The 23,669-nt window shown below is 41.7% G+C and carries 22 protein-coding genes and 1 tRNA gene; 9 read left to right on the top strand and 14 right to left on the bottom strand.

Annotated features, from left to right (window positions below):
- Nucleotides 1-430: 430 nt before the first annotated feature.
- The 5 genes from RM368_RS09365 to abc-f all read right to left on the bottom strand — a co-directional run bounded on the left by RM368_RS09365 (nt 431) and on the right by abc-f (nt 5,962).
- Nucleotides 431-628 (bottom strand): NblA/ycf18 family protein, encoded by a 198-nt coding sequence (locus tag RM368_RS09365; protein WP_073640650.1) that lies wholly within the window; start codon nt 626-628, stop codon nt 431-433.
- Nucleotides 629-1,309: 681 nt separating this feature from the next.
- Nucleotides 1,310-2,047, bottom strand: a complete 738-nt coding sequence (locus tag RM368_RS09360; protein WP_322693822.1) for a Stp1/IreP family PP2C-type Ser/Thr phosphatase — start codon at nt 2,045-2,047, stop codon at nt 1,310-1,312.
- Between the two features lie 15 nt (nt 2,048-2,062).
- Entirely contained in the window at nt 2,063-3,748 is a 1,686-nt protein-coding gene (locus tag RM368_RS09355; protein WP_322693821.1) for an AarF/ABC1/UbiB kinase family protein, read from the bottom strand.
- A gap of 166 nt (nt 3,749-3,914) precedes the next feature.
- Nucleotides 3,915-4,241, bottom strand: a complete 327-nt coding sequence (locus RM368_RS09350) for a DUF6825 family protein (RefSeq protein ID WP_322693820.1) — start codon at nt 4,239-4,241, stop codon at nt 3,915-3,917.
- A gap of 116 nt (nt 4,242-4,357) precedes the next feature.
- Complete coding sequence (gene abc-f, locus RM368_RS09345; RefSeq protein WP_322693819.1) at nt 4,358-5,962, bottom strand: ribosomal protection-like ABC-F family protein; 1,605 nt, start codon at nt 5,960-5,962, stop codon at nt 4,358-4,360.
- A gap of 372 nt (nt 5,963-6,334) precedes the next feature.
- Here abc-f and RM368_RS09340 point away from each other — a divergent pair, with 372 nt between their 5' ends.
- Entirely contained in the window at nt 6,335-7,036 is a 702-nt protein-coding gene (locus tag RM368_RS09340; protein ID WP_322693818.1) for a Uma2 family endonuclease, read from the top strand.
- A 12-nt stretch (nt 7,037-7,048) separates the two neighbouring features.
- Here the strand turns inward: RM368_RS09340 and RM368_RS09335 are convergent, their stop codons facing one another.
- Nucleotides 7,049-9,757 carry a CBS domain-containing protein gene (locus RM368_RS09335; protein ID WP_322693817.1) on the bottom strand — a complete coding sequence of 903 codons (2,709 nt, stop codon included), beginning with the start codon at nt 9,755-9,757 and terminating at the stop codon, nt 7,049-7,051.
- Nucleotides 9,758-10,041: 284 nt separating this feature from the next.
- Between RM368_RS09335 and psbZ the strand changes: the two genes are divergently transcribed.
- From psbZ to RM368_RS09310, 5 genes are all read left to right on the top strand, one after another.
- Nucleotides 10,042-10,230, top strand: coding sequence for a photosystem II reaction center protein PsbZ (psbZ, locus tag RM368_RS09330; protein WP_322676268.1), 189 nt, complete (start codon nt 10,042-10,044; stop codon nt 10,228-10,230).
- 192 nt (nt 10,231-10,422) lie between these two features.
- Entirely contained in the window at nt 10,423-11,001 is a 579-nt protein-coding gene (ribH, locus tag RM368_RS09325; protein ID WP_322693867.1) for a 6,7-dimethyl-8-ribityllumazine synthase, read from the top strand.
- A gap of 127 nt (nt 11,002-11,128) precedes the next feature.
- Nucleotides 11,129-11,200, top strand: a tRNA-Gly gene (locus tag RM368_RS09320).
- Nucleotides 11,201-11,875: 675 nt separating this feature from the next.
- Nucleotides 11,876-12,283 carry a hypothetical protein gene (locus RM368_RS09315; protein WP_094348002.1) on the top strand — a complete coding sequence of 136 codons (408 nt, stop codon included), beginning with the start codon at nt 11,876-11,878 and terminating at the stop codon, nt 12,281-12,283.
- A gap of 4 nt (nt 12,284-12,287) precedes the next feature.
- On the top strand, nt 12,288-13,550 hold the full coding sequence (locus RM368_RS09310) for a glutamate-5-semialdehyde dehydrogenase (RefSeq protein WP_322693816.1): 1,263 nt from the start codon (nt 12,288-12,290) through the stop codon (nt 13,548-13,550).
- 68 nt (nt 13,551-13,618) lie between these two features.
- On the opposite strand, the gene RM368_RS09305 is transcribed toward RM368_RS09310, so the two are convergent.
- Nucleotides 13,619-14,638 (bottom strand): hypothetical protein, encoded by a 1,020-nt coding sequence (locus RM368_RS09305; protein WP_322693815.1) that lies wholly within the window; start codon nt 14,636-14,638, stop codon nt 13,619-13,621.
- 237 nt (nt 14,639-14,875) lie between these two features.
- Between RM368_RS09305 and RM368_RS09300 the strand changes: the two genes are divergently transcribed.
- Nucleotides 14,876-16,447: an alkaline phosphatase gene (locus RM368_RS09300; protein WP_322693814.1), complete on the top strand. Its 1,572-nt coding sequence runs from the start codon at nt 14,876-14,878 to the stop codon at nt 16,445-16,447.
- 620 nt (nt 16,448-17,067) lie between these two features.
- Complete coding sequence (locus RM368_RS09295) at nt 17,068-17,919, top strand: universal stress protein (protein WP_322693813.1); 852 nt, start codon at nt 17,068-17,070, stop codon at nt 17,917-17,919.
- A gap of 176 nt (nt 17,920-18,095) precedes the next feature.
- Here RM368_RS09295 and psbM read toward each other — a convergent pair whose 3' ends face one another.
- From psbM to RM368_RS09270, 5 genes are all read right to left on the bottom strand, one after another.
- The gene (gene psbM / locus RM368_RS09290) at nt 18,096-18,212 is read right to left on the bottom strand and encodes a photosystem II reaction center protein PsbM (RefSeq protein WP_084227279.1); all 117 of its coding nucleotides are present in this window, start codon (nt 18,210-18,212) and stop codon (nt 18,096-18,098) included.
- Between the two features lie 200 nt (nt 18,213-18,412).
- A complete protein-coding gene (locus RM368_RS09285; protein ID WP_322676274.1) occupies nt 18,413-18,709 on the bottom strand; it encodes a 2Fe-2S iron-sulfur cluster-binding protein in 297 nt (98 codons plus the stop codon).
- Nucleotides 18,710-18,894: 185 nt separating this feature from the next.
- Entirely contained in the window at nt 18,895-19,032 is a 138-nt protein-coding gene (locus tag RM368_RS09280) for a photosystem II reaction center protein K (protein WP_006195022.1), read from the bottom strand.
- A gap of 111 nt (nt 19,033-19,143) precedes the next feature.
- Nucleotides 19,144-20,268: a tRNA guanosine(34) transglycosylase Tgt gene (gene tgt / locus RM368_RS09275; protein WP_322693812.1), complete on the bottom strand. Its 1,125-nt coding sequence runs from the start codon at nt 20,266-20,268 to the stop codon at nt 19,144-19,146.
- Between the two features lie 329 nt (nt 20,269-20,597).
- Nucleotides 20,598-21,050: a hypothetical protein gene (locus RM368_RS09270; RefSeq protein ID WP_322693811.1), complete on the bottom strand. Its 453-nt coding sequence runs from the start codon at nt 21,048-21,050 to the stop codon at nt 20,598-20,600.
- Between the two features lie 376 nt (nt 21,051-21,426).
- On the opposite strand from RM368_RS09270, the gene cobS reads away from it, so the two are divergent.
- Nucleotides 21,427-22,200, top strand: a complete 774-nt coding sequence (gene cobS, locus RM368_RS09265) for an adenosylcobinamide-GDP ribazoletransferase (RefSeq protein ID WP_322693810.1) — start codon at nt 21,427-21,429, stop codon at nt 22,198-22,200.
- A gap of 153 nt (nt 22,201-22,353) precedes the next feature.
- Here cobS and RM368_RS09260 read toward each other — a convergent pair whose 3' ends face one another.
- Both RM368_RS09260 and RM368_RS09255 read right to left on the bottom strand, forming a co-directional pair.
- Nucleotides 22,354-22,809, bottom strand: a complete 456-nt coding sequence (locus RM368_RS09260; protein ID WP_322693809.1) for a PPC domain-containing protein — start codon at nt 22,807-22,809, stop codon at nt 22,354-22,356.
- Nucleotides 22,810-22,895: 86 nt separating this feature from the next.
- Nucleotides 22,896-23,573 carry a ComF family protein gene (locus tag RM368_RS09255; RefSeq protein WP_322693808.1) on the bottom strand — a complete coding sequence of 226 codons (678 nt, stop codon included), beginning with the start codon at nt 23,571-23,573 and terminating at the stop codon, nt 22,896-22,898.
- Nucleotides 23,574-23,669 lie beyond the last annotated feature (96 nt).

Here is a 23,669-nt window from a genome sequence, read left to right as displayed (position 1 = left end):
TAGGTGGTCGCTCTCAGAATGTAACGTTTTATAAACAAAATATATATAAAGATGTAACTTCTAGTTATATGTATAAAGAGTGAAATCGCTAGCTGCTAAAGCAGTAGTATATAAATTATCTCTGAATCTTCCTCTGCAAATATTCCAGTGGATTGTCAATTTGTGCAGGTGTGATTCTCTCACTAGACGAAACAACAAGAAGTTTAGCTAAAGCAAACAACAGTTTTACCCTGCAATGCTAAAGTTAGTCTAGACTTCATCAGATATGCCGTAGACAATGTTTACTCATTCTTAGTTAATTTCGTGAATTGAACTTTTGCGCCATATTGTGGAATTACTTATCGAAGTTGACGCCCCGGCATCCCCAGCTCTTTTCCTCCTTGGAACCAAGCAAGAGAAGGAGGTCGCCCACTGCGACATTAGAACGACTCTATGCCATAGTGGAACCTGAATCTAAGCCCCACTGGTGCTTCAGAAGCTCTTGATAAGTTGCCTCGCGCACGACCATTTGCTCATAGAGCTTGACTAAAAAATCTTTAGCTTGCTCGTGGCTCATGTTTTGCACTTGAGTAGCAAATGAGCAGATGCTGAATTGCTGTTCCAAGGATAGTTTCATTGGTTGATTCATAATTACTCCGAAAAAACAACGCGTAAAGGTGATATCGCTCACAGAAGTCCAAATGGGATAATATTTGGACTTATATCTGTCCAACATTTGTTCCTCCGTATTACGAAAGATAACAATTGTTTGACAGATTGCCCACATCCAAAGTGTGGACTTTTTTCTGCTTTGATATCTTGCACCTAATCCTACTGATATACCACCCAAGTCAGCTAAACCATATTCCGGAAAATAAGCTCTATTTGGTCTTAGATAGGTATAACTACCTCCCTCATTCCTTCCTGCTTTGCACAAATATCTTTTAAAGAGAATATTTGGTGCTATGTAAAACCCGTCTTAGTCTTTGTGTTTAAAAAGCTTAAGATGCTGTCTCCGCAAGGGTGGAAGAAGCTTCGGAGGAGGGAAATTGTAAGGAGGTTGGGGAATTAATGGTAATAAGCGTGAATTATAGTCGCTTTACCTTATTACGTGCAAGATGTCAATTTACTAATTTATACAAATTTATCCTCTTTAGGTGATTTTAGAGGCTAAAAATATTTGTATCAAATTGTAAAAAGGAAAAATGCTCACGCTGAACAAATTACTGAGTATATTTACCGGATTTGTCGTTTGTCCTTTGTCAGTTGTCCTTTGTCATTTGTTTAAAGTTACTAAATCGACTAATGACCAATGACCAATGACTAATGACTAATGACTATTTTCTTCAAGCGAGACGATGACAACTGTGATGTTATCGTGCCCTCCATGCTCTTTGGCAGCCTCAACAAGAGAGATGGCGGCTTTATCAAGCCAAGGACTATCTTGGAGGCAGTTAGCAATCTTCTGCTCGACTAGTTCTTCTGTAAGACCATCACTACATAAAAGCAAGCGATCGCCAACTTTTACATCTAGTGGTTGCATATCAATTTGATGCAAGTCTTCACGCCCCAAACAACGCGATAATACATGGCGAAAAGGATGTAATCGTGCTTCATCTAAGGTGATGTCACCGATTTTGATTGCTCGTGCTACCCAAGTGTGGTCTTCCGTCACCTGTTCTAAGTGCGACTCGCGGAAGCGATACAGCCGCGAATCGCCAACATGAGCGCACCAAGGCGACTCTGGGGAGCGAAAAATTACTGCTACAACAGTTGTCCCCATATCGGCGCGTTCGGGATGATTTTGCTGATCCTGCAAAATCGCTTCATTGGCACCCCACAAAGCTTGCTCTAGTAATTCTTGAGAAGACTTAGAAGTTTCCCAATTTGCTACCAAATACGCCTGAATTTCTTCAGTAGCAATCCGACTTGCCTCTTCACCTCCGGCATGACCACCCATACCATCGGCAACAACGAAAAATCGTCCTTCTGGGTCGATATAGTAAGCATCCTGATTATTAGAACGAATAAGTCCCGGATCGCTAAAACCCGTGAAATTAAGTTTCATAAATTTTTGCAACAATTAATACATACGATCGTAACGGTCGAGGCGTAAAAGTAATCGGATCGTGATCGCTGAAAGCGCCACTGCAATTAAAGCAGGCAGCAGTGCTAACCATACATAATCCTTAACCACTAAAATGGTAGCTGAAAGCGTGAAACCGCTGATTAACAGAGCATAGCTTATTGAGAGCTGAATACTGCTCTGTCGTCGCAGCAGGCGTTCAGTTTCTATAGACCGAACGCGCAAGCGCATATCTCCCTGCTCTAGCTTCTCTAGTGTATCCTCTAATCTACGTGGTAGACCAAAGGCGGTACTACTTACCTGAGCTGCTTGACGACTTAATTCGTTAAGAAAGCTATTCCCCTCAGAACCATTCATATCGGTCATAAGTTGCATTGCATAGGGTTTGGCAACTTCCATAAAGTTAAACTCTGGATCTAAGCCTTTGCCTACCCCTTCTAAAGTAGAAAAGGCTCGCATCACGAAAGTGAAAGTTGCTGGAAATCTAAATGGCTGATTATAAGCTATTTCGTAAAGGTCGTCACTGATTGCTGCAACTGATTGATTTTCAAAGGGCTTATCCATAAAATGATCCAGCATATACTGGACGGAACGCCGTACTGGGCCCATATCATCAGTTGGGGCGATCGCACCTAAATTTATCAGAGATTGCACAACGCGATCGCCATCTTTTTGAGCAATGCCAAACAGTGTTTCCATCAATCCTTCGCGGATGTTGGACTTAATCCGCCCCATCATGCCGAAATCATAGAATATCAGAGCGCCATTTGCACTGACGGCAATATTACCTGGGTGAGGATCGGCATGGAAAAAGCCACTATTGAGTAATTGTAGTAAGTAGGCTTGAGCGCCTTGACGAGCGATCGCTTTTCGATCTAAACCTGCTGCTTCTAAAGCTTCGTATTGGCTAATTTTAATTCCAGGGAGATATTCCAAAGTCAGAACTCTGGAAGTAGCGTAACGCCAGTATATTCTGGGGACGCTCACCCAATCATAGCCGCGAAAGTTCCGGCGAAAAGTATCGGCGTTACGACCTTCGTTAAGATAATCAATTTCTTCCCAAAGAATGCGACAACATTCTTCGTAAATACCCAACCAATCTCGTCCACGTCCCCATTTGGGATGGTTTTGAAAGTAGCGGGTAATTCCTTTGAGAATTTGTAAATCTATTTCAAATAACTTCTTTAGCCCAGGACGTTGCACCTTAACAACAACTGATTCTCCAGTATGTAGTACAGCTTTGTGTACTTGCCCCAAGCTAGCAGCAGCTAAGGGAATAGGTTCAAAATTATGGAAAAGTTCAGGAATTTTCTTGCCTAGTTCTTTCTCAACGATCGCTTCTACTTGCTCATAACTAAATGCGGGTACTTTGTCTTGTAATTTGGCTAGTTCTTCTACATATTCACCAGGGAATATATCAGCACGGGTAGAAAACAGTTGCCCAACTTTGATGAAAGTTGGCCCTAAATCCAGTAGAGTATTGCGAATCCAGACTGCTTGGGTTTTGCGTCTTGCAGCTTGCTTTGCATCAGTCACACCTCCCGGATAACTCCAAGATTTGTTGTATAGCCAAAGTTTGAACAATAAGGTCAAGACAAAAGACCAAATGTCCACAAAACGCCGTTTGCTAGAGTATTTTTCCCGATTCCAACGGTATGCTTTCTCTGAATAACCTTGTTCCATATACTTTGTTTACCGTTGGTTTGCGATCGAATCACTTGGAAGAAAAGACACTCTGATTCCTAAACTGTTTTTTTTGAAGCGTCATTTGTCCTTTGTCCTTTGTCATTTGTGCATAATTCTTAGACTAATGACCAATGACCAATGACTAATGACTAATGACTAAAATTTATGCAGAAGTTCTACGATAATGTTGCAATTCTGTTCGTAACAGGGCAATTTCAGCTCGTAATTCATCAATCTCTGCTTGCAAATCACCTGAATCAGAACTGGCTTGCCCAGTACCTGGGGTAGGTTGACTGGCATTAGCTGTTTCTGCTGCCCGATTTGCTCGCTCTAAAACTTCTTCTGTAAATTGGCGCAGCTGTTCTCTAGCTTCTGCATCAAATTTGCCCAGATCGCTCAAAGCATCGGTCAAGGCGACCTCTAAACGCTCATTAACTACTTCTGCTACCGCTCTGCCTACGAAAAAGGCTTGTACAAGGGGATTACTCATAAATTTTTGTTACGTTGCACCGCAAGAGAATTATAACTTGCCTGTATGCTTTACGGCTTCTATTGTTGAGGTAGAAATTTACTAGAAATTGACATAAGGCGATCGCTCGCTCGATCCTATTCCAGCAACTCTTGATAATATTGCTCTGATGTACTTGGTAAATAAGTTGTCATTTGCAAAGTTTGTTCCCTCAACTTGAAACCTTGGCTAATGTTAATCTGGCTGAGAAAATCTATATCGTGGGAAATTACCCAAAGCGCTCCTTGGTAATCATTGATACCTACTACTATTTGTTCAACAGTTTCAATATCTAGGTTATTAGTTGGTTCATCGAGAATCAGTAGATCGATTTCTGAGATACTAATCATAGCGATCGCTAATCTTGCTAATTCACCTCCACTCAGTACAGAGGCGCGTTTGTGAACATCATCGTATTTAAACAAAAAGTGTCCTAACTGTTGGCGTAAAAGCTGATAGCTAAGATTGGGATTAGCTACTTGCATATTTTCCAGAATTGTGTATTTACGATTTACCAATTCGTATGTTTGATCGAGATATACAGCTTTCATGACTGGTGCAAGCAAAACCTCACCTGATTCTAAAACCGCCGTTTGGTTTTCCATCCCCAAAATTGCTTTGACCAAACTCGATTTACCAGAACCGTTTGTGCCGATTATGGCTATGCGATCGCCAGAAGAAATATGCAACTGAATATTGTGTAAAAGTACCCTTTCTGATATTTTAAGATTTGCACCTTGAATATCAATTAAGTTTTTGCGCTTTTGGCTTTTTTCTTCTAGTTGGATACTTGTTACTTTTGTGGTTTTCACCTTGGTATCTACAACTTTTTGATTAGCTTTCGCCACTGCGGCTTCATGTTTCTTTTTCGCAGTTCCGGCTGATATTTCAGCTTTTCTTTTCATCGCTCCGGCTGCTGTTCTGTCGATACTACCATCGAGAAACTTAGCACGACCATTGCGCTGAGATTGGGCTGCACGCTGTTGTTCTTGCATAGCAGCACTTTGAGCGCGTTTGAGTTCCTTTCTGGCGGCTTCGTGCGATCGCAATGCTGCCTCTAACTCTATTTCTTTCTGTTCTCGATAGTACGAGAAATTACCGCCATATATTTTCAAGCCAACAGGTGTAAGTTCCCACGTAACTTCTGTTACTTGGTCTAAGAAAAAAGGCTTGTGAGAGACAATTACATAGGCACCTGTGAAATTCAAAAGAAACTGTCTTAAGCTTTCTAATGCTTGCAAATCCATGTGATTAGTTGGCTCATCGAGCAATAACAAGTTTGGCTCTTGAGCTAAACCAATTGCCAAAAACAGTTTAGTAAGTTCTCCACCACTCAAGTTAGCAATTGGTAAAGATAAGTCAACTTTGGTGTGGAATTGTGTTTGCAAAATATCTTCAATCTTCCACCATTCATCAGAGATAGAAATCAAAAAATTAAGTACTGTATCTGCTGTAATTTCTTGCCTGAAAGTGCTGATTTGTGGCAAATAATAGACAATACCATTACAGCAAACTGAACCTGTATATCGGTTAATTTGACCTACAAGTATCTTGAAAAAGGTTGATTTTCCTACCCCGTTGCGACCTACTAAAGCAATGCGATCGCCCGCGTCGATAGTCACATGAACTCTTTGAAACAAAGTTCTATCTACGCTGAGGTCATAGGCTAAATTCTCAGCTAACAATATTGATTTTTTCGGCATTATTCTCAAACCTCAATTTCCAAACTTCCACCCGCGTGTTTCCTAAAATTACGGGTAGATTAGACACAAAAGAATTCAGCCGCAGACACTTGTCAAACGGTTTAATGTAGATACGAGTAATGACAATATTTTTAGTACATGACTATCTGAAGTAACCGTGTCAAACTAGTTGCGTTTATTCTTCGTTGACATTTGTTGCTTTAGTGCAACAGGTGTTTGGTACTACTTCATTTGTGCTATCTCATTGGAGTTGTGATGAGGTCTGATATTGACTACAGTGTAGCACTAAGGTATTTCGGAAAGCGAGGATGCGATCGCTAACTACAACACTGCTAAAATAAATTAATAACTACTTGATGCCGTATTCATTCTATGACCATAGCTCAAGAATTAGATTCTCAAGAAGGCATCTGCCAAGATGTTATATTTCCCCCTGGCGATTTATATAGTGATGAACCTCCCTTGGAAAGCGAACTGCATTTACGGCAAATAATCCTACTTTTAACATGTCTGGAATGGTTGTGGCGAGATAGGAATGATTTCTATGCGGCGGGAAATCTGACTATCTATTACAGTCCACATCAACGCAAATCAGAATACTTCCGAGGGCCAGACTTTTTTGTAGTGTTGGGAACTGAACGTAAAACCCGCAAAAGTTGGGTAGTCTGGGAAGAAGATGGCAAATATCCGAATGTAATTCTAGAAATTTTGTCTGACTCAACAGCGAATACAGATAAAGGTTTAAAAAAAGAAATTTATCAAGATACTTTCCGCACGTTAGATTATTTTTGGTTTGACCCTTATACACAAGAATTTGCGGGATTTCATTTAGTAGATGGAGAATATCAACCTCTACAAGCAAGTGAACAAGGATATTTGTGGAGTCAACAACTAGGGTTATATTTGGGAGTTGATCGGGGATTATTGCGGTTTTATACACAAGATGGTCAACTAGTACCAACACCTGAAGAAATGGTAGAACAAGCAGAACAAAAGGCAGGACAAGCAGAACAAAAGGCAGAACGTTTGGCAGCAAAATTGCGTGAGTTAAATATCGATCCAGATACAATTTAGACCACGGCTAATTCATATAGGATAGTGTTGCGCTAAAAACTCTTCAGCTTCTGTGCGATCTTTAATTACTCCATCTAAGGTAGCAGCAAGCATATCATCTAATATTTGTCGATATTGAGGCCCTGGTTTGTAACCAAGTTTCTTTAAATCATTGCCATTCAGTAGTGGCTGCACATTAGTCCAAACAGTTAAATATTTCCAAATCTGATGTCTAAGCGATCGCGGACTTTGCACAGCGATTAAAATCAGCATTGGTAAATCATACTGTCGCAACAACTGTACTACTTGACTAGGACTTTGACACTTAGGCAAAGATTCTATTACTTCAGTTTGAGCAGAAGCCAAGTTTTGCAAGCGTTGAATGCCATCTTCTTGCAGTTGTAGATTCTTTGCAACTTTCGCCCGATATTGTGGTGTTAGATGGGCAATTAACGTTTCTAAACGCATTTCCCAATGAATCAGGGTTGGTTGGGGGTCAAATCGCCGCAAACAGCTTTCTAACAAACGTAATTTTCGCAAGAGTTCTGCCTCTAGCTTCAGGGTAGGATGGATGCATTGCAATGCCCCTAAGTTTTCAAGTAACTGTAAAGCTGATTTCCAGTAGGTGGCTTCTAGGATGTGTTTTAGTTCTGTTTTCAGTCGAGTTTGCAGGGCTGGAGTTCTGCTATTCTCTTGAGCAGTGCGATCGTAAACACCACTGTTGATGGCATAGCGGATAAACTCTTCAGTTTGCGATTCTATCTCAAATCCGAAGCGCACGGCAAAGCGCACGCCACGAAAAATGCGGGTAGGGTCTTCGATAAAGCTATTGGCGTGTAAAACCCGAATTTGTTTAGCTTGTAAATCTAGTAATCCACCAAAAAAATCGAGTAATTCACCAGCCCGAGGAGAAGTCAGGCGCAAGGCGATCGCATTGATGGTAAAATCTCGACGATACAAGTCTTGACGAATAGAACTCGCCTCAACTTCTGGATTCGCCGCCGGATAAGGATAAAATTCTGTTCTAGCGGTGGCAATATCTACCCATAAAGAATCTAATTCTGGGTGTTTGTGCCACAATAAAGCCGCAGTTTGAAAAGCCCCGTGGATTTCTAAGCGGGCAGCAGGGTAAAGTTGTTGGAGTGCTTTGGCTAATTCCACACCAGCGCCAACATCTGCTGATTTATGAAAGCCATCAACTACAAAATCGATATCTTTAATCATCAAAGTGCCCGATGTTGCCTCAGCTAACAGTAAATCCCGCACCGCACCGCCCACTAGATAAAGATGCCAACCCCGTTTTTCTGCTTCTTGCGATGCTGTAGTGAGTAATTGCCATAGTTCGGGAGCAAGGCGATTTTGCAATTCAGTGCTGAGAGGAATTTTAGATTTTGAATTTTGAATTTTGAATTTTTGTCCCTCTTGGTCTTCATCCCATTCTTGATGTAATTCCCGTAAGACATCAGTACGGGTGACAATGCCCATTAACTGCTCATTTTCCAATACTGGTAAGCGTCCGATATCATAAGTCACCATCACCGACTCAATTTGTGGCAATGTCGTATCTGGTGTAATCGTTTTGAGATTCTTGGTCATGTAGCCCTTAACTGGCGCATGACTAAATCCGTGGTGTAAGGCGATATCAATATCCCGCCGCGAAATAATACCTACTAGTTGCCCTTGACTATCGACTACGAACAAACCAGAGTGTCCGTAGCGTAATAAAATGCGCTGGGCTTCGGCAATTGTCGTTTCAGGCAGAATCGTGCGGACAGGAGAAGACATCAAATCTCTCGCAGTCAGGGGATGGGGAATTTGTGCTTTTATCCCGTCAAGGAGTTGTTTTAATATTGCCTGCGAATCAACTTCTCTTAGATTTAAGGATGCGGCTTGCGAATGACCGCCACCGCCCAAGAGTTGGAATAATAAGTTAAGATTCGTTTTGGGAATTTGCGATCGCCCAATTACCGTTAAGCGTGAATCCTCTTCACCTAAAGGATACTCATTAGCCAGCAGTAGGGCATCAATTTCAGTTAATTCCACAAGTTCCGATGCCAGACTCGACAGCCCCGGCACAAAAGCCTCAGTTTTCAGAGTTACCCAAGCAACCGTATATCCATATAGACTGAGAGATTCTAAACTTTCCAGAGATTTAGTTAATAGCTGCTGCAATTGCAAAGATAATCCGGGGTCGCGGTAGGTGGAAATTACTGATAAACTAGCCCCTTGTTGCATTAACCAAGCCAAAGCTAGGGCATCCCGTGCTGTGGACTGATCGTATGTCAAAGAGCCAGTGTCAACGTGAATACCTAAAGCCATCACAGTTGCTTCGGCAGCAGTCAAGGAAATTTCCTGTTGTTGCAACTGCTCGACGATTAAAGTTGTGGTGGCTCCTACCGAGTCAATATGCGATCGCGTCGCGGGAATATCTGATTCTTGTCCTAAGTGATGGTCATAAACTATAATCTCTTTTACAGTAGGTAAATCTAACCACTGGGCAGCTTTACCCAAGCGATCGCTGTGCTGTGTATCCACCACGGTTAGAGAGCGAATTTTTTCTGGACTCACCGAACGGCGTTCAATCAGTGGATATTCATCCCGATACAATGCTAAAAAATCCCGTACAGTAGGATGAGAGCCGCCAGGTAGTACAATCTTGCTTCCCGATAGTAGGCGCGTCAACCCTACTGCTGCTCCTAATGCGTCAAAATCTGCTGTTGTGTGGCAAAGAATTAAATCCATAGTTAAGAGTCATTGGGCATAGGGCATTGGGCACTTGTACTGACCGAACGCGAACAGCGTTTCGTAGAGAAGCCGTAAAGCCTGCGGCATAGCTTCGCTTAAGGCGCAGCCTCTCTAAGAGTTGTATTGGACATTGGGCATTGGTAACGGACAAATGACTAATGACCAATGACTAATAACAAAAATGTTGCAATTTCTGCTAGCTTAAAAATAATAAGAAAGTGTCAGTGTCGCCCTTTAGGATATTCTATCCTTAGTATTTCGCTGTATTGGGAGAAGCAAAAATGACCATAATATTCCAATTTGCCTTGATAGGTCTAGTAGTGTTGTCTTTTGTCCTCGTTGTGGGCGTTCCGGTTGCTTATGCCACTCCCCAAAACTGGAATGATTCTAAAAAACTGCTCTGGCTAGGTTCTGGGGTCTGGATTGGTTTGGTGTTTTTAGTTGGTTTGTTAAACTTTTTTGTCGTGTAGGCGACGGCTTCGCTCTGGCGCAGGCACATAATATAAGAACTAGAGGGGCAGAAAAGCCAAGGTCAAAGGTTAAGGGAAACAAGGGATTTTTTCTTTTTCCTACTAACTTCATTTTGACCGCGCTTTCCTGCTCCTCTACATTTAAATAAGAAATGTATATTGACCAGAAGTATAGTTGATAAAGAGGCAGTCATGGCAGTTTTCGAGGGAACTTTTACCCAAACGGAGCCTTTGCGGTTTGCAGTGGTGATTGGTCGATTCAATGACCTCGTTACCGGAAAGCTGCTAGAGGGATGTCAAGATTGTTTAAAACGCCACGGTGTAGACCCTAATCCCCAAGGTAATCAGGTGGACTATGTTTGGGTTCCGGGAAGTTTTGAGGTACCTTTAGTAGCTCGCCAATTAGCACTTTCACATCGTTATGATGCTGTAATTTGTCTTGGCGCAGTCATTCGAGGACAAACACCCCATTTTGATTACGTATCCTCAGAGGTTTCTAAAGGCATTGCTGCTGCTAGCTTTCAAACTGGGGTGCCAGTCATTTTTGGCATTTTGACAGTAGATACTATGCAGCAAGCCCTAGAACGGGCAGGCATAAAAGGTAATCATGGCTGGGATTACGCCCTGAATGCTTTAGAAATGGCTAGCCTGATGCGACAACTACGTTCTAACCTAACAGAGCCATATTCTCGTAATAGCCAGTCTTTGCCACCCTCTTTTCCAAGTGCCAGCGTCGGCAATTTAACTGTCGAGTCAGAAGAACTCGGCTAGTCCGTCATTAGTCATTTGTCCTTTGTTATTCACTAATGACCAATGACGAATGACTAATGACCAATCACTAAATTAGGGGGTTGACAATTACAGATAAATCTGAGATATTGGTATTTGGGTGATGATCGCGGGTATAGCTCAGTGGTAGAGCGTCACCTTGCCAAGGTGAATGTCGCGCGTTCGAATCGCGTTACCCGCTTCCAACTAAAACCTCTTGAATTTAACAATTCCAAGAGGTTTAGTGTTTTTAGGGTGCGTTGAAGTGTTCGTAGATTAGCTCTGCACTCTTGTAAACTGCTCCGAATGTGGACAGATCGGTTAAAATTAGCCACAATCTATATAGGACAAACAGTTACACACTACAATAAGTGTTTTAGCAGTTTCTGCTCTGGAAACGCCTGTAAACTCCAAGGCATAGAGATTGGAGATAATCCCGATCTAACCTTGATAACTGATTGTAATATATCGTGACCCAAAGGTAAATTAGCGGGTTTGTTGATGCGTGTTGTTTACGAGCCTAGCCTTCCCAAAGGATTGGCTTTCGGAGTGGTCGCCACCTATGCTTAAAATTGTATCAGGTGTGTCAGCATAATAAATCCCCAAAAACGCAACCACATTACCTTGAAAGCGACAGATGAAGAGAAGGAAATTTTTAAACAAGATCGCCAGCTACGGGGAAAGATTAAAAATAGATAACTCCGTACTGACTTGGCAATTAGTAGGATACTTAAAGTTAGCTGCATCTACTGTTGGTAATCAAGGCAATGTTTGCATCACCTTTTTATGTATATAAAGACAGAAGCCTCTAAGGTGTTTACCAAGGCATTATATTCTCGTAGTTCGTGTAAAACACGCTCAAGTTATTAGAACGCTTGTGCAATCTCAAAAACCCGAAAAAATCGATTTCAATACCGAATACCCCTGTCCCTGTCGTCGCCGGGGTCAGTTAATTCCGATTACGCTGACAGAAGCATTTGGTTGCGATCGCTGTCAGCAAATCTTTGTTGTAGAAGATAATGGTCATGTCCTAGAACAGCTTTCCACCACCTATCCCTACAAACGGGCTTGGCGTTGGATGGGAAATAGTTGGCATGTTGTCCATCCCCGCCTGGGAGAAAGCTATTTGCCTATAGCGCTGGGGATTATTTTCGTGCTAGTGATTATATGGCTGCCATTAGCACTGCGATTGGCAAATGGTTCCAGCATCATTGCTTGGGCAATGGTGGCGGTGCTATTGGCTATCTTACCAGCACTAATGGTCTGGCTTACCTACAGACGTTAACTCAATGACTGTTGAATTGGATGACCACCCCGAACCGATTACTAGTGCCCAACGAGCCTATCATGCTTCCCTAAAGCTGGCGCTCACAAAGGGAGCAGACCGGAGTCGTGCAGTATTGGCAATGGCTAAGGCGATTGAGCGCTCATTTGACGACATTCTAGAAGCCAATACCTTGGATTTAGAAGCCAGTCGGGAAATGGCAGTGCCTGAGCTGATATTGGACTGGCTGAAGCTGACTCCCACAAGGCTAGAGATGACAGTAGACATTTTACAACGGTTGGGGGAATTATCAGATCCGCTGCGACGCGTCAGAACCGCTGATTATCAACTAGAAGATTCCCAAAGTTACACTCAGTTAATGCCCTTGGGAGTGATTGGATTTATTTATGAAGCCTTTCCCGATTTAGGAGCGATCGCAGCCGGTTTTTGTATCAAAACTGGTAATTGTATAATTCTCAAAGGCAGCACCGAAGCTAGCCATTCTAACGCGGTCATCGCTGAGGTACTGCAAAATGCAATCGCAGAAGTTGGTCTAGCTCCGGGCTGTCTAGAAATGATTACAGCAGAACATGGGGCTTCAGTTCGCGATCTTGTTACCCAAGACCAGTACGTGAATTTAGTTATTCCTTACGGACGTTCTAGCTTAGTGCAGCAGGTAGTCCGACAGGCAACTTGCCCAGTTTTAAAGTCGGCGATGGGTAACTGTTACCTTTATTGGTCGCCCAATAGCAGCTTAGAAATGGTACGCTGGATGATTCTTAATAGTCATCAAAGTGAACCCGATGGAGTTAACGCCATTGAAAAAGTACTAATTCATCGTCAAGCCTTGCCATCATCTTTAGCTGTCTTGTGGAACAGCTTGATGGAAAAAGGCTTTGAAATTAAAGGAGATGCAGAACTAGTCCAAGCCTTTCCTCAGTTGCAGCTGGTGAAGGAAGGCGAATGGGGAAACCCTTATTTAACGAGGACAGTAGCTTTTAAACTGGTGGATAGCTTAGAGAGTGCGATCGCTTGGATTAATGAATACAGCAGTGGTCATGCCGACTCCATTGTTACTGAATCCTACCAGGAAAGTCGGCAGTTTGCCTTGGGAGTGAACAGTGCCTCTACCTACATCAACACTTCCCCGCGTTTTTCCCGCAACCCTTCGCGGGGAGATTCAGTATTTCTCGGCATGTCTAATCAAAAAGGTCATCGTCGGGGATTTATCAGCCTGGAAACCTTGACCACCGTTAAGCACATTGTTCAGGGAAATGGCAGGTTTTAAATAATTCGTAATCTATACAGTGTAATTGGGAATTTTGAAGTAAAACTATGTGAAATCACCGTGAAAAATTAAATTCCCCACACCTCAACGGTGCTGTCTCCACTCCAAACAAATAGTCTCTGTCCATCTGAGCTAATTGCAAGACCAGTAATTGACGATAAATGACTTGTGAGACTACAAAGTTCATGTCCTGTCCGAATATTCCACACTTTGATAATTCCATTTTCTCGACTACCACTAAGTAAAAAACGTCGATCGCGGCTGACAGTAATTACAGGCATATACCCTGAAAGACTTAAGGTGCAAATTACTTGTTGGGTTTGCCAATCCCATATTTCATAGTTTTGGTCAAAGCCTTGTTCTTCAGTCACTAATATTTGCGAATTTGAGTAAATGGGATAACGGCGATGAATATTTTCGGGGATAAAAATAGAAGGTGTTTTCTTTTGTTCATTAACATCCCAAAATGTTAGTTCATAGCCATCACGAGTACTTACAAAAGTTTGACCATCTGGGCTAAAAGAAACTCTCCAAAATTCCTCAGACTGGATATTTGTACTGAAAATCTTCTGCTCTATTTTTAAATCCCACACCTCAACCAAATCAAGACAATACCAAAGTCCTAAAATGCGATTATTAGGTACGAGCGCGATTTGATCGAATTCCTTGGTTGCTTCTGGCTGGAATGTGCATATTACTTGTTGTGTTTGCATATTCCACATTTGAATTATGTTTTTATAATTACAAGTAACTAAGGTTTGCAACTCTTGGCTTATATCTACACAAGCTATCCTGCGAACTTCATCGGTATACCTTTCAATAGTAAAAAGATACTCAAAAAATAAATAGGGGTTGTATGCCTGTAATGCCAGTTTAGCTCTTGGCTCTGCACTTTCTTGAAGTAGCCAATAAGCTGCTTCTTGAACATCAACTTCTGAGTTCTGTAAAGCTTGAATAATCAAGTCTAAGCCAGCTTCCCCATATTCAAAAGCATCTAGAAGAGCATCAATTTTTTGTTCAAATTTTCCATAAGCTAGCAATTGCTTAACTATTTCAACCTCTCCCAAAATTGTATTGTTAACTGTCATAAATTATTTATTATTTGGGTGGTGGGTTTAAATTCCCCACAAATTCTCCCAGTGCTAATTCCCTAATTCAAATTTAAATTTAACAAAATCTTAATTTCTACTTGATCCTGGGTTGATAGGTTCCTTGTGTTTGGTTGAGCAGCAATTAGGAAACAAGTCAAATCAAGCCATTATTTGTGCTTTTGGCAATTGACCCTCCTGAATGCCAACTGTATTTACATCTGGGAAGGGGTGAATATGGAACTTATGGATGGTACACGCCTGCTAGCAAATCGGTGCAAACGGCGGAATTTTTTGTTGGGTGCAGGATTTTTAACGGGGTTAACAATAGCTAGCCAATGGCATCCGGTATTGGCTAACTCAAGGTTTTCTAGCTATCCGTTCAGTCTTGGTGTTGCCTCTGGCGATCCTTTACCGGATGGTGTTGTTATCTGGACACGACTGGCTCCAAATCCACTCTCTGGAGGTGGAATGCCACTGGTAAATGTTCCAGTGCGGTGGCAAGTCGCCCTCGATGAAAACATGAAACAGATTGTGCGGCAAGGAACAGTACTAGCGACACCAGAATTAGCACACTCAGTCCACGTTGATGTCCGGGGGTTAGACCCTAACCGTTGGTACTGGTATCAATTTCAAGCGGGTATGGAGGTTAGCCCCATTGGACGGACTCGCACAGCACCAGCATTTTATAGCTATACCCAACAACTGAACTTTGCTTTTGTCTCCTGTCAAGATTGGCAAAATGGCTACTATACGGCTTATCGGTACTTGGCTGAGGAAAATCTCGACCTTGTGGTTCATTTGGGTGATTACATCTACGAATACGGGCCACAGTCTGGTGGGCCACGCCAGCATAATAGTCCAGAAATCATTACTCTTAAAGACTATCGCGATCGCCACGCCCTCTACAAAACTGACCCAAATCTTCAAGCTGCTCATGCGGCTTTTCCCTGGATTGTCACTTGGGACGATCATGAAGTTGACAACAACTACGCCAACTTAATCTCAGAAGACAACCAAACTCAAGAGGCTTTTAGAAAACGGCGAGCTAATGCTTACCAAGCTTACTACGAACACATGCCCCTACGTCAGTCTTCATTACCCAAGGGCCCAGACGCGTTGCTTTATCGGCGGTTAACTTTCGGTAATTTAGCTGAGTTCAACGTCTTAGACACCAGGCAGTATCGCACTAACCAACCTTGTGATGATGGACTTAAGCCTCGCTGTCCCCAAGCTTTTGATATAAATGCTACCATGACCGGCTCAAAGCAAGAACAGTGGCTACGAAAAGGGTTAGACCAATCGCGATCGCGCTGGAATGTGATTGCTCAACAGACCATGCTAGCCGAGTACAATTTCAATAGTAGTGCAGGTGCCGATGTCTTCAATTTGGATCAGTGGGACGGTTACGTGGCTGCGCGTAATCGGCTTTTGAGTTTTCTCAACCAGCGCCAACCCTCTAATCCAGTGGTAATTACTGGAGATATTCATTCTAGTTGGGTACACGACCTAAAGCTTGACTTTAATAACCCAAACTCGCCGACGGTAGGCACTGAGTTTGTAGGAACTTCAATCACCTCTGACTTTCCCACCTCATTTATCGCTCCATCTCAAGCTGCCCTAACTAATAATCCCCATACTAAGTTCTTTGACGGTGCTTACCGAGGATACGTCCGCTGTAACCTGACTCCAAAACGCTGGCAAAGCGACTATCGTGTTGTATCAAGCATCGTTGATATGAATGCCTCAGTCAAAACCCTAGCTTCCTTTGTAGTCCAGAACGGAAAACCAGGGGCACTTCTAAGTTAAGCAAATCTCACAAGTAATCAAACAAACCCTCCGAATAGAATCTGGGGGGTTTCAATATAGTATTAAATATAATTTCGACTATTAGAATATCTGAATTCGGAGTTTGTTATCCCACATTTTGCGGATGTTCCGATAGAGTAATCCTATCTGAGTTACTAAAACTGCAAAAGGCTTAAAAAGCTAGAGAATATGGGAAACTCAAAAGGCGTGTAGACTATATTAAGTAGGAAGCGATCGCCTGTTAAAGGTTATACTAAATCAATTTTACTATAGAGTTATTTTGGCATTTATTTGCAATACTTAACTTATTTATAATTAACAAAAGTAAACATAGATTAAAAATAATAACTAACATCATAATTTATTAAGTTCATTAGACTAAGTTAAGAGTATGCTGAATAGTTGAAGTCTAGTTGAAAGTTTAAGTAACTAAGTGCAAATAAACTTAAATATTTGTTTAGTTTTTTATCCTTTGTCATTTATTTGAGTGTTAAATACTAAGAAATAAAGTTTATTTGTATCAACTTACTAACTAGGCTGTCAAACAAGGTGGTGAAAATCTGACCAGAGCCAAGTACCAACAGCGAAAACAAAAGTAAACTTCACAAAAATTACGTAAAATGATCAGAAGAATTTTGCTGGCTGTATCGGGATTGGGACACGCAGAGGAAATGCTCAAAACCCTGAAAGAAATCCCTTCAATTCAATCTGCAAAAGTTACAATTTTGCATGTTGTTCAAGCACAAAGAACTGCTACTACCATGACAGCTAAATGGGAAAATGGTGGTAAAATTCTGGCGAATGCCATTCAAACCTTGAACTTAGATCCTAGCCAAGTTTCTTCAATTTTGCGTGAAGGCGACCCTAAAGATGTGGTTTGCCAGGTCGCTGATGAAATCGATGCTGACTTGATTATTATGGGTTCACGCGGACTGAAACGGCTGCAATCGATTTTATCGAACTCAGTCAGTCAGTATGTTTTCCAGCTATCTTCTCGCCCCATGTTGCTGGTAAAAGATGACATTTATGTTAAAAGAATTAAGCGCATTATGGTGGCAATAGACAATTCTGATTCAGCAAAAAATTGCTTGAAATTGGCATTATTTTTACTGCGAGATATTCCAGGCGGCGAGTTAATTTTAGCAAATATTAGTACAGATTTTGGGGGTAAAAAATCGGAAATAACCCAGGTTAACCCAGCTAAAAATCCAGTTTTAGCAGCCGCTGTTGCAGAAGCTGAAAAACAAGGCATTCAATCTCGTTCTTATATCAGCAGTGGCAAACCTGGTGAAGAAATTTGCCGATTGGCAGAAGAGTTGAATATAGACTTATTATTGCTCGGTTCTCCAGATCGTCGTCCATCGATCGCTAAGAGTTTTGTTGATATAGATCGGCTCATCGGATCTTCTTTGTCTGACTATGTTCGAGTCAATGCCACTTGTCCAGTATTGTTAGCGCGGACAATCGCTTAAAGTAAACAGTGCTGAGTATAATAATTGTTGTCATAAAATAGTAAAGAAGTAAGATTTTTCTTGTCTTTACTATTGGGCACTCAGCACAGGCTACGCTAACAGCACTAAATGGATAGTTGATAAATAAAAACCCCTACACTATTAGCGCAAGGGTTATTTATTTTATACACAAACTCTTAACTATCTTTTCCACCTTCGCGGCTAGCAGTTTGGATGTACAGAATTAGTAAAAACACAGCGGGGACTAGTACGAACAAAATGCTCGCTATGAACCCCAGGTCATTAACTTGCATGGCAAGAAAGCCTCTCTTAAATTTCCAGTCAACAACATTAGGATAGCATTATCGATGACAGAGTTATACCAATTCAAAATTCAAAACTTGTACTGAGCTTGTCGAAGTATTCAAAATGTCCGCGTAGCGTCTGGTAGAGAGGAAACTCAATTTTGGTAAGTATTTTGACTACTGACTGGATACATGACAGATTTGAGAACTTAAGGCTTCGTGACTACGCTGACTGAGCCATTCACTAAAGTTTGACAGGCAAGGCGGTAATTTTCTGGCTTTTTCTTGAATTTCCGGTTTTCTACATCTGTGCGGGGGGAAAGATTTTCTAGTCCTTCCACTATCTCCACAACACAAGTACCACACTGACCATAACCACCACAATTGGTCATCTTGCCAATCAATGTATATATGTCAATGCCATTTTGTATCGCCTTAAGCCGGAGATTAGCACCATCTGCTGCCACTACTTCTTTATTTTCTTTAACGAATTTGATATTACCCATAACTGATTCCTCCTTGACTGTAAGCTTGGCTTTCAAGGCTTTATATTGACATAGCTTGATTAATATCTTATTTATTATAATAATTCATTGCAAAATATTAATAAATATTAATTTTCTCAAACCCGAGGCTGCAAAAAAATAGGACAGGTAGTCTACCTGTCCTATAAATTGAACAATAGATTAACTTATCTAAATCCCACAGCTGCTTGCCAAACAAAAGCAAGCAACAAGAAGAATACAGGGATAACTGGGAGAACGTCTACCAAAGGATCGAAGATTTGGTAAGCTTCTGGCAGTTTTGCTAATAAAAGTGCTGCTTCCATGTTTGTTTAAATCCACCTATCCAACACAGCTTTCATAATTGAGAAGTATCTTAACATGGTTTGGTCATTGGTCATTGGTCATTGGTCATTAATCCTCTGCTCTTTGACTCTCTATTTCTCATCTTTGCTTTCTTCGGTGAGCCAGTGACCAAATTCTGCGACAAAGCGATCGCTTAATATTGCTTCTCTAATATGCTGTGTAAAGCGAACTAGTTCGGTGATGTTGTGAATACTCAACAAGGTATAAGCTAAAATTTCTTGCGATCGCACCAAATGAGATATGTAAGCACGGCTAAAATTTTGACAAGTGTAGCACGGGCAAGTTTCATCTAATGGCGTAAAATCTTCACGAAACTTAGCATTTTTTAAATTCCAGCGTCCGCCTTGAACTATCGCTGTACCATGTCTTGCCCAGCGGGTGGGAATGACGCAATCAAATAAGTCTATACCAGATGCGATCGCGATCGCCATTTCCCGATAAGTACCCACACCCATCAAGTAACGCGGCTTTTCGGGAGGTAGAAGCGGTGCTGTCACTTTGACAATCTCAGCCATCAATTCTGGCGGTTCTCCCACACTCACGCCACCAATGGCATATCCGGGCAAATCTAACTTAGCCAAAGCTTCCGCCGCACGGCAACGCAAATCCAAATACACCCCCCCTTGCACAATTCCAAACAACGCCTGATCGCTGCGTTGATGAGCTGTTATACAGCGTTCTAACCAGCGATAAGTGCGCTCAGTTGCAGTTTCAACCTCTTGGCGAGTCGCTGGGTAAGGCGGACACTCATCAAAGGCCATAATCACATCAGCCCCCAAAGTATTTTGAATCTGAATGGATAGCTCTGGGGTTAAGTTAATAATTTGTCCATCATGGGGCGAGCGAAAAGTTACGCCTTCTTCAGTAATTTTTCGCATCTCGCTTAAGCTAAAGACCTGAAACCCACCCGAATCTGTGAGCATTGGGCCGTTCCAACCCATAAATTTATGCAAACCACCACCCCCAGCCACGATCGCTTCTCCTGGTTGTAGGTGAAGATGATAAGTATTAGATAAGATCATTTGCGCCCCAGTATCTCGTAGCTGAGATGGAGTAATAGTTTTGACATTTGCCAGCGTTCCTACTGGCATAAATCTGGGGGTTTCTACAAGACCGTGAGGGGTGAAAAACACTCCTGCTCTAGCTTTTGTCTGACTACAGCAAGCAAGACATTGAAAAGAAAAATTCGCACTCATGCCATTTGGAATTTTAGATTTTAAATTTTGGATTGTGAAACACTAATCGATAAAGAGTTTCAAAAATCCATAACTAGTACAACGCAGCAGAAATAAACCTACCATTTCATTACAGCCAGAAAGCCCAAAATTCAAGCATGAGTGACTTTTGGCTTTTGCCTTACGGTACTAGCAGCCATAAAACCAAATGGTATTAGGGCAAAATTAATAATATTTGGCTAAATTATGGACAAACACCAAGATTGGTAGTTGAGTTTTAGCGAACACTTAAGTATTCATTACTAACCTAGTTACCAACTTTACGAGTATATACTCTAAATAATTGTTATTTAGAAAGAATCAGAACAGTCATCGTCAATTTCTGCATCCCACTTGGCTGAGAGTACTTGTTCCATCATTGCTTCTATAGCGCTGACATTGAAGTTTCGCTCTCGTCGCTCTTGTAAAGGTGTCGATCGGGGAATTAACCGCAGACACAATCCTTCTTGCATCAAATCGAAGTAGGTTTCTTGTTGCGACGACTGTTTTAGTTCTAAATAATCAAAACTACAAACATTCAGATATAGGGCGCGGTTAGCCACTAAGGTAGACCTTTGCGGATTGGCAAAAACTTCCATCACATCCCCTTCACCCTCGCTCAGTACCTTATCTTCTTGGGTGTAGATGTAGTGGACTCGACCTAAATCTGCCAGCAATCGCCGGATGTCGAGCTTATTCACAATGATGCCCGTGTTAATAATGCACGGAGCTGGTATCCTGGTGTCGGGTAGATGATGGCTCATAGGAAAATTGCGATTGAGCTAAGGAGAGCAACAACATAGCTAAACTGTCATAATTGAATAGCTTGTTTACTCCCTACATTTAAAAAAATATCAATTTTATGGGGCAATCGTCTAATAATTTGGAGTAAGTTTTTAGTTAACGAATACAAAACACAAATTTTGCTCCTTGATGGAATTTTAATTTCCTAAGTTACTCGTTTTTGTATAAAAAAATACTCAAAACTATTTGTTTACCACTTAGACCAGCATAACAAAATTTTCAACGAGAATGTTTAATAGAAGTAAATCTTATTTAAAGTTTTAAAGTCTACTGATGTCGGTTCTACCGAAATTATGACTATTATCCAGCAATTTACCAAAAATTAATGTAATTCAGATGACGAAACAGCAACAGTGGTGGAAAAAGCTGCTGTTAAAGCTGGCAGCTAGTATTATATTTTACACAATTATTCCATTACCGTATTTAAATGGATTGGACTTTCGGGGAGTAGCACGTCTTGCTTCGCTTGTCGGGGTGATGATTGGGGGCATTTTAGGGTTGCTAGATACGGGGATGAATTATATTGGTATGCCCGTGTTAACTCGTAGTGCCTTGGTAGTAAGTGTTTGGATTGCCATAACTGGAGGATTGCACTTAGATGGGGCAATGGATACTGCCGATGGTTTAGCAGTAGGCGACCGAGATCGGCGACTGGAGGTAATGGCAGATAGTGCTACAGGAGCCTTTGGAGCAATGGCTGCGATCGCCTTGGTGCTACTGAAAATAACAGCTTTGACGGATATGCCAGAAAACCGTTGGTTATTGCTGATGGCTGCTTGTGGCTGGGGACGTTGGGGACAACAACTAGCGATCGCCCGATATCCTTATTTGAAAGCAACTGGTAAAGGCGCGCTTCACAAACAAGCCATTCGTTCTTACCAAGATTTGTTACCAGGATTGTTGTTGTTATTTAGTTTGAGTGGTTTACTTTGGCTAATAGATAACCAGCAGCTATTTCTCGCACTAACAATCATAGTTGTTGGAAGTGCGATCGCCACTTTAACTGGTGCATGGTTCAACCATAAACTAGGCGGACACACTGGAGATACCTACGGCGCAGTCGTTGAGTGGACTGAAGCCTTATTTCTCTGCGTACTGACCGTTTTTTGACAAATGGGGAGCAGAGAGCAAAAAGGGGACAAAGAAGGACAAGGGGGAATTGTTAAGTAAATCTCTCCCTTGTCTCCCTTGTCTCCCTTGTCTCCCTTGTCTCTTCTCCATGCCCAATGACAAATGACAAATGACAAATGACAAATGACTACTTTATTTAATCGGTTGCAACTTTGTCACTTTCAGTTTAAAAGCCCCAACTCCAGTTTCCCCAAAAGACCGGACACGAATAACATAATTCCCTGTTTCTACGATGCGAGTAAAGAGTAAGGAATTGCTACTACCATCAGGGCCATCATCATTTTCTGCCAAAGTCGAACCATCAGGTGCCAGCAGTGTGATGATACTGTCAAAGTTTTCCGATGACAGGTCAACTGCTAAATTATCGCCCTTCTGTAACTTCACAGTGTAATCACGGGCAAACCCACCTTGACCTGTGGGAATATCTTTGTCTGAAAGGCGATCGTCAATTTCAGTACTGTTAGATAAAGGAATTGGACTATACAATTTATTTTGAGCAAAAGCTGCACTAGTACTAATGCTTATTGCCAGCAATGTGGCAGGAATGATGATGAGTTGTTTTAAACCTGCCGCAAAAACTTTATTCATACATTTCAAGCAATTTTTCTACAAAAATAGGGTAATTAGGTCAATTTATGTACTTATCTGCCAAAGTTAGACTATTAACTCTTGATTTATCCATCTTTGACCGCAGTAGCTACAGCAACTAATCCTAAGACCACAATTCCATACTGACGAAGTGTTTGCACAGCAGACCTGGCAGTAGCACCAGTAGTATAAATGTCGTCTACTAACAGCACTGGGACATTTGGAGGACGATGGCGAAATTCTTGCCCAATATCAAAAGCTTGGTTCAAGTTTTTTTCTCGTTTAGATACCGACAAACCAAACTGCGCTTCAGTTTCTCGCACTCTTGCTAAACCGTTTAGTTTCAATTTTAATCCAGTTATTTCGCAGAAACTTTCTGCTATCAGTGCGGCTTGATTGTATTTACGTTGTTTTTGTTTACTAGCGTGAAGTGGGATAGGAACTACTACAGGCTGGCTATCTCGCTTCGGTGAATTTAACAACCATGCTTCCCCTAACCATTGACCCAAAGGACGAGCTATTTGGGGTTGATTTTCATATTTCATCGCTGCGATCGCTCGTTTCACTGGGCCACCATATTCCCCCCAGCCAAACACTGGTATAGGCTCTTGCCATAGAGAAATCGGGTCTTTACGTTGACATTTTTGCAGTTGTTTGGTGCAGTTATGACAGAATTCTTGGGAAGTTGCGCGTTGACATAGAGGGCAATGGGATTGGAGAAAAAGATTGAGTAAGCCTGTGAGATTTTTAATCCAAGCGTGCATTTAGAATTGTCCTTTGTCATTTGTCATTTATCCTTTGTCATTTGTCCTTTGTCCATTGTCCATTGTCCTTTGTTTTTAGCTAATGACTAATGACTA

The organism is Nostoc sp. DedSLP03 (assembly GCF_034530815.1).
In the GTDB taxonomy this organism is placed as follows: Bacteria; Cyanobacteriota; Cyanobacteriia; order Cyanobacteriales; family Nostocaceae; genus Nostoc.
The sequence above is the reverse complement of the archived record's forward strand: the minus strand, read 5'-3'. Positions and strand labels throughout refer to the sequence as shown.

What these genes read in the sequence shown, in the direction of transcription:
- RM368_RS09295 (WP_322693813.1), top strand. Translation starts at nt 17,068, where the DNA reads ATGATCAGAAGAATTTTGCTGGCTGTATCGGGATTGGGACACGCAGAG.
- abc-f (WP_322693819.1), bottom strand. Translation starts at nt 5,962, where the DNA reads ATGCCGAAAAAATCAATATTGTTAGCTGAGAATTTAGCCTATGACCTC.
- RM368_RS09365 (WP_073640650.1), bottom strand. Translation starts at nt 628, where the DNA reads ATGAATCAACCAATGAAACTATCCTTGGAACAGCAATTCAGCATCTGC.
- RM368_RS09300 (WP_322693814.1), top strand. Translation starts at nt 14,876, where the DNA reads ATGGAACTTATGGATGGTACACGCCTGCTAGCAAATCGGTGCAAACGG.
- RM368_RS09360 (WP_322693822.1), bottom strand. Translation starts at nt 2,047, where the DNA reads ATGAAACTTAATTTCACGGGTTTTAGCGATCCGGGACTTATTCGTTCT.
- RM368_RS09340 (WP_322693818.1), top strand. Translation starts at nt 6,335, where the DNA reads ATGACCATAGCTCAAGAATTAGATTCTCAAGAAGGCATCTGCCAAGAT.
- RM368_RS09350 (WP_322693820.1), bottom strand. Translation starts at nt 4,241, where the DNA reads ATGAGTAATCCCCTTGTACAAGCCTTTTTCGTAGGCAGAGCGGTAGCA.
- ribH (WP_322693867.1), top strand. Translation starts at nt 10,423, where the DNA reads ATGGCAGTTTTCGAGGGAACTTTTACCCAAACGGAGCCTTTGCGGTTT.
- RM368_RS09355 (WP_322693821.1), bottom strand. Translation starts at nt 3,748, where the DNA reads ATGGAACAAGGTTATTCAGAGAAAGCATACCGTTGGAATCGGGAAAAA.
- cobS (WP_322693810.1), top strand. Translation starts at nt 21,427, where the DNA reads ATGACGAAACAGCAACAGTGGTGGAAAAAGCTGCTGTTAAAGCTGGCA.
- RM368_RS09310 (WP_322693816.1), top strand. Translation starts at nt 12,288, where the DNA reads ATGACTGTTGAATTGGATGACCACCCCGAACCGATTACTAGTGCCCAA.
- psbZ (WP_322676268.1), top strand. Translation starts at nt 10,042, where the DNA reads ATGACCATAATATTCCAATTTGCCTTGATAGGTCTAGTAGTGTTGTCT.
- RM368_RS09305 (WP_322693815.1), bottom strand. Translation starts at nt 14,638, where the DNA reads ATGACAGTTAACAATACAATTTTGGGAGAGGTTGAAATAGTTAAGCAA.
- RM368_RS09260 (WP_322693809.1), bottom strand. Translation starts at nt 22,809, where the DNA reads ATGAATAAAGTTTTTGCGGCAGGTTTAAAACAACTCATCATCATTCCT.
- RM368_RS09280 (WP_006195022.1), bottom strand. Translation starts at nt 19,032, where the DNA reads ATGGAAGCAGCACTTTTATTAGCAAAACTGCCAGAAGCTTACCAAATC.
- RM368_RS09255 (WP_322693808.1), bottom strand. Translation starts at nt 23,573, where the DNA reads ATGCACGCTTGGATTAAAAATCTCACAGGCTTACTCAATCTTTTTCTC.
- RM368_RS09270 (WP_322693811.1), bottom strand. Translation starts at nt 21,050, where the DNA reads ATGAGCCATCATCTACCCGACACCAGGATACCAGCTCCGTGCATTATT.
- psbM (WP_084227279.1), bottom strand. Translation starts at nt 18,212, where the DNA reads ATGCAAGTTAATGACCTGGGGTTCATAGCGAGCATTTTGTTCGTACTA.
- RM368_RS09285 (WP_322676274.1), bottom strand. Translation starts at nt 18,709, where the DNA reads ATGGGTAATATCAAATTCGTTAAAGAAAATAAAGAAGTAGTGGCAGCA.
- RM368_RS09335 (WP_322693817.1), bottom strand. Translation starts at nt 9,757, where the DNA reads ATGGATTTAATTCTTTGCCACACAACAGCAGATTTTGACGCATTAGGA.
- tgt (WP_322693812.1), bottom strand. Translation starts at nt 20,268, where the DNA reads ATGAGTGCGAATTTTTCTTTTCAATGTCTTGCTTGCTGTAGTCAGACA.